Consider the following 10,917-nt stretch of genomic DNA (forward strand, 5'->3'; position numbering starts at 1 on the left):
CCGATAAGGAGCTTAGAATGATCCAAGACCGTTTAAACAACCGACCTAGAAAACGATTAGGGTTTAAAACCCCCAATGAAGTATTTATGCAGTCCTTAAACCGTGTTGCACTTCGTGTTTGAATCTACGACTATAAAAACTAAAGCCAGTTTGTTCTTTTAGTCACCAAGCTTAAATGGGCAATAACCCTATCGACTGGGGCCAGGATGCCTAATCCTTGTCTGCATATTGCATTTCGCCATTGCCAAATGACCAATTTTCTTTGCTTACCTCAAGCAAGTTAATAAAAATATCTTGAGGCCTGACTTGAAGCTGTTGCACCAAGGCCTCACAAATGGCTTTATATAGTTTCTTCTTTGCCTCTATGGACCTACCAAAACTTATGGTCGCTTGAATAAAAATGATGCCCTCTGAATATTCAATTCCTAAATAGCTTTTTGGAATATTTAATTCTGATGCGTCGTGTCTAGTAATAACCTGAAACTTATCGTCTTCAGGAACGTTGATTTGCTCGCGCATCACGTTATAGATAATGTCCCCGACTTGCTGAGCAAAACTCTCAGGGTGTTTTTTACTTAAATCAATTCTGACTAATGGCATCACTATTCTCCTTAGATTCATCTATCTTAAACAGATGCAATTAATTGCGCAGAAGCTTGAGAGATTGCTAAATAAAAACCACCCTCGGGTGGTTTTGGTGTTTCTTGGAGGACCGGCACGGAATCAACCAGGGCCGAGGATGTTTAATTCTATTTCCTGTTTGCCCCATAAGTTTTATTAAGGTAGTCGACTATGACTGGAACCTCCTCATCAGTAATGGGCGCCTTAAATACATTTTTCATCCTTAAAACTTGAGCATTCCAATAGCCAACTCCTGTATTGGGCGGTTGATATTCTGCATAGTGGGCAGAGTGGCAGGTAGAACATTTCTGTAAAGTCAGCTGATAGCCAGGCAAATCTGATGGTCGCCATAAAACAGTATCAGCTGGTAACTCAATCGTTTTAGCTTGTGCCATTTGTGCCAAAGCAAGAGCAGATAGAAGGAGGATAGTTTTTTTCATATTCTTCTCCTTAAACCGCTGTGACTTTTACAGTCTCAACAATATTTCGCATATAGCCTGCAGGCATCCAGCTTGCAGTCATGGGCTGAACTTGGCCAGCATGATTAAATGCTCTGACCCTTAAGTCCAATATCCCTTTATGTTTTGGCGTAAATTCAATGCGCCACTCTCTAAATGAGAAACGTCCAAGGTCTTGACCCAATCTCGCCTCTGTCCAATTTTGTCCATTGTCCTGCGAGAACAAAACTTTCTTTATTCCATAGCCCGCATCAAAGGCAATGCCTCGGGCTTGAACCGGATTACCAATAGCGACAACGCTACTGTCTGTGAAGTTCGTAATGAATGAGCGAATCGTAAACTGATTAATAGGAATCGTTTTTGAAGGTACGGTTCCAGGCGCAACACAGTTACAGTCATTATCAGGAATGCGATAAGCAGGATTCATCCAATAGCCGTTGTATACATCATCAACCACTTTAATTTCACTAAGGTGCTTAACCCAATATGTTCCGTAGTAGCCGGGAACAATTAACTTGATTGGATAGCCGTTTAAGAAAGGAATATCTGTGCCATTCATTTGATAGGCAACCATCACATTGCCGTCCATGGCGTGATCAATATCTAGGCCTTTTACAAAATCTGAATCGCTTGGGAGAATTGGCTGATCCAAGCCATTGAAAGTTACTTGTTTAGCTCCGCCACCGGGATTGGCCGCCTTCAAAATATCTTTTAAGGCAACGCCAACCCAAGCGGCATTACCCATCGCACCATTACCGAGTTGACCACCATTCACTCTAGGCTCAAATAAGCCACGACTATTACCAGAGCATTGATTAACAGCAACAATGCGTTGCGATGGAAAGTTTTTCTTTAACGACTCCAGAGAAATCTCTAAAGGCTTTTCTACATTGCCCCCAACTTTTAGTCGATAAGTATTAGGGTCAATGGATGTTGGAATGCCGGCCATGTGATAGCGTACAAAGAATTCATCATTTGGCGTAATGACATGATTGTCGTAATACTGAAATGGTGTTTCTAATTGTGGGGGCCTAGAGGTCAGCACAATCATGGGCTTCTTTTCAGGAAACGCCATGAGTTCGCGCTCACCATAGGCCATAGGTAAATTTGTTTTCTCTGCGCCCATTGCCCAAGATGGCAATAATGAACTGGCCCCACCAGCCAATGTGGCTTTAATGACTTTCCGTCTATTGGTAAAGTTCTCTGAATTCATGGATGTCTCCTCCATAGTATTTTTGGTTCAGGTAAGAATAGCTACTTTTAAAGAGGCATGCGTTGGTGATTACCCTCATCGAGCATTAAAAATGTCGTTTTAAATGATATTGCGAGCAACCGCCATTAATAAGCTATATGCTTAAATCGACGCAGGGCAGTCAAATTAGTTTGCCCTTTTGAAGGACAGTTCTTGCATGCAATATCCGAGACCAATGGCGCCTAACCTTGGCAAGCCTTAAAAGAAAATAGCCCAACAAGTAGGCTATTGAGATTCTTAGTGGCCCGGGGTGAATCGACTGGGGCCTCTGGAGACTCTCATCCTAGTTCTAGACTACTTCCAGCTAAGGTTCAATTTCTTATGCGAAAGGGCGCAATCTCTTAAATAGAGATTAATGAGGCTTTGATAAGGAATGCCCACCTCTTCTGATATAGATTTGAAGTAGCTCACTGAATCCTCATCCAATCTAATGGTAATGGGCTTCTTGAGCATAGAAGCATATGGATTTTTACGAGCTTTTGAGAAATCATATTCTTTACGCATCTTCATCACCTTTAATAAGATTTTGACTCTTTAGGGGTTGCCTTACGAGCCGAAATAATACGAATGACATTACCCTCGCTTCGATAACAATGGCAAACCAAAATCACACGAAGAGAATGGCTTACTCCCAGCAAGATAAATCTGTCTTCGTCCTCCGAATGATCGGGGTCGGAAAATTAACTTAGCACTTTCATCATAAAACACAGATTTCGCCTCTTCAAATGAAATACCGTGTTTCTTCAGATTGGCTGAAGCTTTTCTAGGTTCCCATTCAAATCGTAACGAAGTCATATGTACATTGTACATACATCAGCTGGGATAAGCAACCAGGGTTAAAAATCCTGAATCACGCAACCTTTCCGAAAGACCAAATGAAAAAACCATCCGAAGGTGGTTTTGGTATTTCTTGGTGGCCCGGGGCGGAATCGACCGGGGCCTAGGATGCCGATCCTATTTCCAACTTTTAGCCTGTTGAGATAGATGCTTCTTAAAGATTGTGGCTATTGGAGATAACTTTTTGCCTTTGGGGCTCACAAGGTGCCAGCTTGATTCAATAGGAAATTCTTTACATTTCAGTATGGCAACCTCTTCTTGGTCAGTCTTATCACCAAGAGAATACTTGGATAGAACTGCGATACCGAGACCACCTATAACTGCCTGCTTAATTGCTTCGTTACTTCCAAGCTCTAACCTAACATTAGGTCTGTACTTCAGTCTTTTGAAGTGAGCATCCGTTGCCATTCTTGTGCCAGAGCCCTTTTCTCTAAAAATAAACTTTTCACTCTTGAGCGCACTAATATCAATATTCTTTTTTTTGGCAAAAGCATGATCTTTTGGGGCAACTAATAACAAAGGGTTGGGCATAAACACTTCGTCCTCTATATCAACATGAAGTGGTGGCTGGGACATGATGTAAAGATCATCCAAGTTTTCTTCCAATCTTTTCACTACACCATCACGATTGAGCACCTCTAGAGAAATATCGATTTGAGGATACTTCGCGCAAAAAGTTCCCAATATTCTGGGAATGAAATATTTAGCAGTACTTACCACTGCTACTTTTAACTTTCCTCGTGTTAACCCTTTGACGCTATTAACTTGCTGTTCGAAAGAATCCCACTCCCCAGAAATCGCACGAGCCGTCTTAGCCAACTCATGACCCATTTGCGTTAAATGTACTTTCCTGGCTACCACTTCGTAGAGAGGCACTCCAACAGCATCCGTAATTTCTTTTAAGCCCATAGAGGCCGTTGGTTGGGTGACATGAACCATCCGCGCCGCCGTACTCACGCTTCCAGTCTCAGCCAGCGCTAGAAATAGTCTTAACTGCCTAAAAGTAATATTCATCAGCATTTACCTATATATAAACGTATTAATATCGATTTTACTTTACATATAAATTTCCCTAAGATCGCCCCAAAGGACAATTTATGAATATCTTGCTAGATCCCACCATCCTCTTTTTCATCTTCGGCATCTTTGCGGGCCTAGTGAAATCCAATTTAGAAATTCCACAGCCCATTTCTCGATTTCTTTCGCTATATCTACTGATGGCTCTGGGATTAAAAGGTGGATTTGCTTTAAACAAATCAGGCTTTACTCCTGAGATTGCTATTAGTCTTGGTCTGGCGATCACTTTAGCAATAGCCATTCCGCTATTGGGCTACAACTTTCTTAAATACAAACTAGATAAACTGGATGCCGCCGCGATTGCCGCTACTTACGGATCTATTAGTGCGGTTACTTTTATTACTACTACACAGGTCTTAGATCAAAGCGGTATTAGTTATGGCGGACACATGGCCGCGGCAATGGCCCTCATGGAGTCACCCGCCATCATCATCGCCATCATTCTTGCCAACAGAATTCGTCAACAACGCTCAGGCAATGCCAGTGGCCACACTTCATTGAGCAAGATACTTCACGAATCATTTACTGATGGTGGGCAACTACTCTTATTAGGAGCCTTATTAGTAGGGCTCATTTCAGGTGATTCGGGTCACAAAGTCATGGCGCCCTTTTCGATTGATTTATTTAAGGGTTTATTAGCATTCTTCTTGCTCGATATGGGGTTGCTTGCCGCTAAGAGTTTAGGGGAACTCAAAGGTAAGCCTTCGGTGACTTTAGCTTATGCCTTCATCGCGCCGCCTACCCATGCGATGATTGCCTTGGGTTTATGCCATATATTTCATATCTCTCTGGGAGATACGATCCTTTTGATGATTTTGGCGGCAAGCGCTTCTTATATTGCGGTTCCAGCAGTATTGCGCCATGCAATGCCCGAGGTAAGTCCAGCCTTGTATATGGGCATGTCCCTTGGCATCACCTTCCCTTTAAATATTATCTTAGGCATTCCAATCTATAGCGCAGTAGCCAAATATTTTGTTTAAAAACATCAAAATAAAATGCCAATTCATCCAAAACCCTATTCTGGACTCAAGGCGAGTTTGCTAACTCAACATGGCAAAGAGTCGGTCATTTGTCCACAACTCCTTGACTCTAATGGCTTAGAAGTTGTCCATATCTCTGGGTATGACACAGACGAACTAGGTACCTTTACTAGAGATATTCCAAGATATGGCTCCCAACTAGATGCCGCCAGAAAAAAGGCTAGGGTTGGAATGGAATTATCAGGTTCTATGCTTGGCATTGCCAGCGAAGGTGCTTTTGATAATGATCCCTATACGGGCATGCTTCCTTGGAATTACGAGTTAGTAGTTTTAATAGATGACATACGCAAACTTGAAGTTATTGGTTTTTTTGGCGGGCAAGCTCAAAGTACCAGCCGGCAAGTATCAAGTTGGGGTGAATTAAATGCGCTTCTTTCAGAGGCACAATTTACTACCCATCAATTAGTCGTTCGACCTGATGATGAATATCACCCAGAGTGTCGTAAAGGAATCAAAGATCTTGAGTCTTTGAAAGAAGCGTTCGATTGGGCAATTAACCTTTCAAAAAAGGGAAATGTATTTGTAGAGAATGATTTAAGAGCACATACCAATCCCACGCGTATGTCTAACATATTGAAGGCTACACAAGATCTCTCAAGAAAGATGAATTCTGTATGCCCAGAGTGTGAGTCGCCTGGCTTCTGGATCACAGAAAGAAAGAAGGGCTTACCATGCTCTTGCTGTGAAGCGCCAACAAATCTGCCAATAGCTAATGTATGGTCATGCGTAAAGTGTGCGTACAAAAAAGAAGAAATGTTGCTGGATCAAATCAAGGCGGATCCATCAAAGTGCGATTACTGTAATCCCTAAATATATTTGTCGTTTAAAACGACATTGCCAACACAAAGATGAATAATTGACTTGTCCTTTTAAAGGACATTGATGACCCTGATATCCCAATCTAGAGACAGAGTGGTGGCATCCTGATTGACGGATTGACTCTATGGAAAGTGACCGACTACGCTAATAGCAAGGTAGAGGCGCCATTGAGGACTTCTAATAAAAATAGCCCAACAAGTGGGCTATTGTGAATCTTGGTGGCCCGGGGCGGAATCAACCAGGGCCGAGGATGTTTAATTCCGCCTCTAGACTGTTGCTTTAAAAGACAATTTACTCTTGCTCAATGTTAACAAATTTGTTAACATACACGGATGAGCTATTCCATCCTTTATTACAGCGAGCAGGTTCAAGAAGACATTATGAATCTTCCCGACACGCTTCAAGCTCGCTATATTGGATTGACCACTCGAATGATTGAGCATGGGCCGAATTTAGGCTTGCCTCATACGGACTCATTTGGCGGCGGCTTATTTGAATTAAGACTTAAAGGGGCTGAAGGTATCGCCCGAGTTTTCTTTTGTACGATGGTGGAGAAAGAAATAGTGATGCTCCATAGCTTTATTAAGAAGACTCAAAAGACGCCTGAGAAAGAATTAAAGATTGCGAAAGCACGTATGAAGGAGTGGAAAAAATGACAACACAGAAGAAAACAAAAATGCTTACCCATAAACAAATGATAAGCAAAATGCTTAAAAAGCCAGCTGTAAAAGCCGCAGTCAAAGAACTTGATCGCACTGAATTTGCTATTCTTGATGAGATTCTTACGGCAAGGAAAGAGGCTGGATTAACGCAAGCTCAAGTGGCAAAAAAGATGGGAACACAAACCCCAGCTATTGCTAGATTAGAAAGCTCTCTGGCTACCGGCAAACATTCCCCAAGCCTAACTACCCTAAGAAAGTATGCGGCGGCCTTGGGCAAGAGAGTTGAGCTTCATTTAGTCTGAGGACGTCTATATCCACTGTAATCATTTCACCCATAATTCATAATAGCTATGTTTGAAATAAAATTGATTGATCAGTTTTACTTTCTGGGACAACTAATCAGATATGGCATTTAGCATTGAACAGCTAGGGGATATTGACTATTTGGTCGGGCAGTGGTGTCTGCTTCTGGCTCCACTTGAAATCAAAAAAGATCTTGATTACGATTACGAAATCGATGGCCAGACTGTAAGTGTTTTTGAAGTTCGCCCTTTGTGGCGTGGAAAACCAGGAGAGTTAACTCGACGACCGTTTGTAAAATTTCGGTATATACAGTCTGAGGCTCTGTGGCATATTTATTGGATGCGAGCCAGCGGAAAATGGCAAGCCTATGAGCCAAATCCAATCTCAAAAGATCTCAATGAGGCACTACAAGTTATTGATGCCGATCAATATGGCTGTTTCTTTGGATAACAAGCTTGGGTTAGTCACCCTAGTTGCATTGCCTTGACTATTAGCTACTCCAGAATAAAAAACAAGATTTATAGTGTCGATGCTAACTTTCAAATGAAAAAAGAGAGCTAGAAGCTCTCTTTTTGAATTCTTGGTGGCCCGGGGCGGAATCGACCAGGGCCTAGGATGACTGATCCAATCCTTACATTGAAAACAATAATCCCACTGAAAGCCCGATTACCCTCTCGGCACCACCACTCATGCCGTAGGTATAACTAGGACTTAGATACCACCCGACTTTCTTTGTTGTCCAAAACATAAAATCTGCGACGAAGGCAACTCCTGATTGAAGGCCACTACTGGGGGAGCTTGTTTTCCTCCAGATAGCAGGCCCTAAGCCTACGCCAAGCTCAATATCGGATGCCAACTCAAATGGTTTTTTAAAGATGATTTGGGCGCCGAGCTCTTTTGGATTGGATGTACTCAGATACTGCGTTTCCATCTCAATTTCTAATTGATGTTCAATCGCCGTAAATTCAACAGCCAATGAAGTGCCATAGGCTTTTGAACCATCTACTGTATTTTTCTCCATTGCGGGACCTACCAACAAAATCAGTGTACGGTCATCAATAGACTCTTCCGCACTTACTGCTGAGCTATGAATGCTTGAAGCAAAAGCTAAAGCAAACAAAGCAAGTCTTATTGCTTTCACATATAACCTTAAACAAATGTGGAATGCTCAATCGCAAGAGATTGAGTTCAGGGCTATTTGTTTAAGCGTTTCTGGGCGGATACTCGATTCTGGTTGGGAAAAATTCCAGGGTTAAAAGTGGCTCAATAGCGTTATAGCTTTTGAGATCCCGAGCTACTGAAGTATTACTGGATCCCACCATACCAACTACTGAAATGTGATGGCACTGATGGTCGTCATCATGATGGTCTGGGTTACTGGAGCCTGCTTGATCATGATGATCATCGTGAACTATTTGAAATAAGCCATTACTAGATTGATCATCATTCCAAGTAATTTGGACTACGCCCTCCTGAGTCTGATGTGATTGCTCATGAGCCGCCCCCAATGTAGGCATAAAAGCTGTATTGAATATAAAGATGAAGGTAGCAATAGAAACCAAACGCATTGGCTGATTCTAAGGTATTTGGCGTTTAAGCCACATCTAATGGGTATTTTTCCAATTGAGAGTCATTCTCAATTGTATGCTAAGATGAGAACAATTCTCATTAAGCATATTTGGCATCTCTGATGTTTTTCTCATTTAATACAAACCGCACAGCCTTTATAGGTCTAATTAGTTCCCTTTATTTGGGGGCTCTATCTTGTACTGTAAGAGCAGAGGCGCCAGTTAGTGACATGCCCACTGTTTTGGCTGAATCGCCCGTAAGTGACTCACCTAAGGTTGATAGCTCAGTTTCTGTAGAGGGCGAAACTGAGCAGTGGAGCATTCATGGGCAATCCACTTATATCGTTCAACAGAAAAATAATTTCAAGTCGCCTTACTATGGACAAAACAGCCTTCTCAACAAATCTGAAGGCGGTGGTGGCAAGAGCTACACATTAAGTGCTACAGCGTTCTTAGGGGCAAGACTTTGGGAAGGCGCTGAAGTTTATTGGAACCCAGAGATGTTCGAGGGAACGCCTTTTAATGGACAGCTTGTTGGTCTAGGTGGATTTCAGAATGGCGAGCTACAAAAAGGCTCATATGCCCCACCTATTTACTACACCGCTCGTGCGTTTATTCGTCAAACCTTTGGCTTAGGCGGCGGCAAAGAGCATATTGATGGTGGGCCTAATCAGCTTGCGGGCAATCTCGATAAAAATAGAATCGTGGTGACCTACGGTAAGTTCGCAACATTAGATTTCTTTGATCAAAATAGTTATAGTCACGATCCTCGTACACAGTTTCAGAACTTTGCTCTTTTCTCTATGGGCGCCTATGGATATGCGGCTGATAGCAAAGGCTATACCTATGGTGTTGTAGCAGAGTGGTATCAAGACGACTGGATTTTGAAGGCGGCAAGATTAGCGATGCCAACTATTCCGAATACCGCCCAGCTTGACTACAGCATGAGCCAAGACTACGGCAATCAAATTGAATTAACTCATGAACATGAGCTATGGGGTAAGCCTGGCGCAGTAAGGGCCCTGTATTACCAACAACATGCCTATATGGGCAACTACCAAAATGCGATTAATCAGGCTCAGCAGACTGGTGGCACTCCTGATGTAACTGGCGTACGCAGGGGGGCGCAGAGCTCATGGGGCTATGGCTTCAATATTGAGCAGGCCATCAATGATGATGTTGGAGTCTTTGGTCGCTGGAGCTGGAATCCAGGCACAACCGAAGCGCAGACTGTAGACATCAGTAGATCACTATCGGGCGGTGTGAGCATCAAAGGCTCTAGTTGGTCGCGCCCCAAAGATACGGTAGGCATAGGTTATGCGGTCAATGGAATCTCTTCTCGCAGATTGCCTACCTTCAACAAGGCGGTATGGCGGCATTTATTGGTGATGGCGCACTTAGCTATAAGAAAGAACAAATATTGGAAACTTTTTATAGCGCAAAGGTATATAAGGAGCTGTTCATATCTGCCGACTATCAACGGATTGCTAATCCCGCCTACAACTCAGCTCGTGGTCCAGTTAATTTCTTTGGCTTAAGAGCACACATAGAAATGTAATGTCGTTTTAAAGGACAGTTCATGATGGGGGTATCTGGCTCTAATGGCGTCTAAGCCCACCCAGCCTATACAAATAAAAAACCACCCGAGGGTGGTTTTGGTATTTCTTGGTGGCCCGGGGCGGAATCGATTAGGGCGTAGGAGTTCTCATCCTTGCGGAAAGTGCTCGATATGAACCTCACCTTGCCGCCCGAAATAGTTGACATACTTTCCAGCTATCCAAACGATGTATCCAATACAGCCGGCAGACATCGTTAGCTTAATAAACTCAGGGTATCTAACCGCATCACTTTGAGCACCACGAATGGCTGAAACAACATCTTCTTTATTAAATGAACTTGGAATCTCAATTGAAGGTATTACCATGGGAATAGTAAATGCCCCATTGCCTGACAAATAATAAGTCGTAGATTGATTCCGATAGTCAGCGAAGTAGGACTCAACGCCAACCTCAATTAAGCGGCCCAATGCCTCTGGGAACGTTAACAAGCCAGCATGAGATTCACGAGCGCATTTTTCAATAACTTCTTTTGTATTCGGATTCATAAGCAACCTTAAATTGATAGCTTGAATTATCTCGCCTCACAAATGAAAAAACCACCCGAATGAACTGACCCCCAAAAGTTGGACAGTTTAGTTAGGTTACCAGAAGGGATTGAGCTCGGTATTGCACCGGACTTAATCCCTTTAGTTTTTGTTTGATTCGATCATGGTTGTAGTAG

The 10,917-nt window shown here is 42.7% G+C and carries 16 protein-coding genes and 2 pseudogenes; 7 read left to right on the plus strand and 11 right to left on the minus strand.

The window, feature by feature from the left end; translation table 11 throughout:
- A pseudogene (locus ICN37_RS11575) lies at positions 1-122 on the plus strand (IS30 family transposase); the annotation flags it as partial.
- A gap of 88 nt (positions 123-210) precedes the next feature.
- On the opposite strand, the gene ICN37_RS07395 reads toward ICN37_RS11575, so the two are convergent.
- From ICN37_RS07395 to ICN37_RS07420, 7 genes are all read right to left on the minus strand, one after another.
- Entirely contained in the window at positions 211-600 is a 390-nt protein-coding gene (locus ICN37_RS07395; RefSeq protein WP_216156208.1) for a tautomerase family protein, read from the minus strand.
- A gap of 149 nt (positions 601-749) precedes the next feature.
- On the minus strand, positions 750-1,061 hold the full coding sequence (locus ICN37_RS07400; protein ID WP_215290234.1) for a cytochrome c, class I: 312 nt from the start codon (positions 1,059-1,061) through the stop codon (positions 750-752).
- Positions 1,062-1,071: 10 nt separating this feature from the next.
- Positions 1,072-2,292 (minus strand): molybdopterin-dependent oxidoreductase, encoded by a 1,221-nt coding sequence (locus tag ICN37_RS07405; RefSeq protein WP_216156211.1) that lies wholly within the window; start codon positions 2,290-2,292, stop codon positions 1,072-1,074.
- A 333-nt stretch (positions 2,293-2,625) separates the two neighbouring features.
- Positions 2,626-2,835: a BrnA antitoxin family protein gene (locus ICN37_RS07410; protein ID WP_215292926.1), complete on the minus strand. Its 210-nt coding sequence runs from the start codon at positions 2,833-2,835 to the stop codon at positions 2,626-2,628.
- An 11-nt stretch (positions 2,836-2,846) separates the two neighbouring features.
- Complete coding sequence (locus ICN37_RS11580) at positions 2,847-2,942, minus strand: hypothetical protein (RefSeq protein WP_370623824.1); 96 nt, start codon at positions 2,940-2,942, stop codon at positions 2,847-2,849.
- The gene (locus tag ICN37_RS11690) at positions 2,905-3,141 is read right to left on the minus strand and encodes a BrnT family toxin (RefSeq protein WP_370623825.1); all 237 of its coding nucleotides are present in this window, start codon (positions 3,139-3,141) and stop codon (positions 2,905-2,907) included. Before ICN37_RS11690 ends, ICN37_RS11580 begins: the two co-directional genes overlap by 38 nt.
- Before the next feature lie 144 nt (positions 3,142-3,285).
- Positions 3,286-4,182: a LysR family transcriptional regulator gene (locus ICN37_RS07420; RefSeq protein ID WP_216156214.1), complete on the minus strand. Its 897-nt coding sequence runs from the start codon at positions 4,180-4,182 to the stop codon at positions 3,286-3,288.
- Between the two features lie 83 nt (positions 4,183-4,265).
- On the opposite strand from ICN37_RS07420, the gene ICN37_RS07425 reads away from it, so the two are divergent.
- The 5 genes from ICN37_RS07425 to ICN37_RS07445 all read left to right on the plus strand — a co-directional run bounded on the left by ICN37_RS07425 (position 4,266) and on the right by ICN37_RS07445 (position 7,519).
- A complete protein-coding gene (locus tag ICN37_RS07425) occupies positions 4,266-5,225 on the plus strand; it encodes a sodium-dependent bicarbonate transport family permease (RefSeq protein WP_216156217.1) in 960 nt (319 codons plus the stop codon).
- Positions 5,226-5,240: 15 nt separating this feature from the next.
- Positions 5,241-6,095, plus strand: a complete 855-nt coding sequence (locus tag ICN37_RS07430; protein ID WP_216156220.1) for a DUF6671 family protein — start codon at positions 5,241-5,243, stop codon at positions 6,093-6,095.
- Between the two features lie 341 nt (positions 6,096-6,436).
- Positions 6,437-6,760: a type II toxin-antitoxin system RelE/ParE family toxin gene (locus tag ICN37_RS07435; RefSeq protein ID WP_072582000.1), complete on the plus strand. Its 324-nt coding sequence runs from the start codon at positions 6,437-6,439 to the stop codon at positions 6,758-6,760.
- The gene (locus tag ICN37_RS07440) at positions 6,757-7,068 is read left to right on the plus strand and encodes a helix-turn-helix domain-containing protein (protein ID WP_370623372.1); all 312 of its coding nucleotides are present in this window, start codon (positions 6,757-6,759) and stop codon (positions 7,066-7,068) included. Before ICN37_RS07435 ends, ICN37_RS07440 begins: the two co-directional genes overlap by 4 nt.
- A gap of 103 nt (positions 7,069-7,171) precedes the next feature.
- Complete coding sequence (locus ICN37_RS07445) at positions 7,172-7,519, plus strand: DUF3024 domain-containing protein (RefSeq protein ID WP_072582001.1); 348 nt, start codon at positions 7,172-7,174, stop codon at positions 7,517-7,519.
- A 181-nt stretch (positions 7,520-7,700) separates the two neighbouring features.
- On the opposite strand, the gene ICN37_RS07450 is transcribed toward ICN37_RS07445, so the two are convergent.
- Together ICN37_RS07450 and ICN37_RS07455 are read right to left on the minus strand one after the other, a co-directional pair.
- Positions 7,701-8,210, minus strand: a complete 510-nt coding sequence (locus ICN37_RS07450) for a hypothetical protein (protein WP_216156223.1) — start codon at positions 8,208-8,210, stop codon at positions 7,701-7,703.
- A gap of 61 nt (positions 8,211-8,271) precedes the next feature.
- A complete protein-coding gene (locus ICN37_RS07455; RefSeq protein ID WP_216156225.1) occupies positions 8,272-8,637 on the minus strand; it encodes a hypothetical protein in 366 nt (121 codons plus the stop codon).
- A gap of 500 nt (positions 8,638-9,137) precedes the next feature.
- Between ICN37_RS07455 and ICN37_RS07460 the strand changes: the two are divergent.
- Positions 9,138-10,195: pseudogene (locus ICN37_RS07460) on the plus strand (carbohydrate porin).
- A gap of 147 nt (positions 10,196-10,342) precedes the next feature.
- On the opposite strand, the gene ICN37_RS07465 reads toward ICN37_RS07460, so the two are convergent.
- Entirely contained in the window at positions 10,343-10,741 is a 399-nt protein-coding gene (locus ICN37_RS07465) for a DUF1398 family protein (protein ID WP_215321204.1), read from the minus strand.
- A gap of 91 nt (positions 10,742-10,832) precedes the next feature.
- On the minus strand, positions 10,833-10,917 hold an 85-nt coding region (locus tag ICN37_RS07470), incomplete at its 5' end, for an IS3 family transposase (protein WP_216156231.1).

The organism is Polynucleobacter sp. P1-05-14 (assembly GCF_018881675.1).
Classification (GTDB): Bacteria; Pseudomonadota; Gammaproteobacteria; order Burkholderiales; family Burkholderiaceae; genus Polynucleobacter.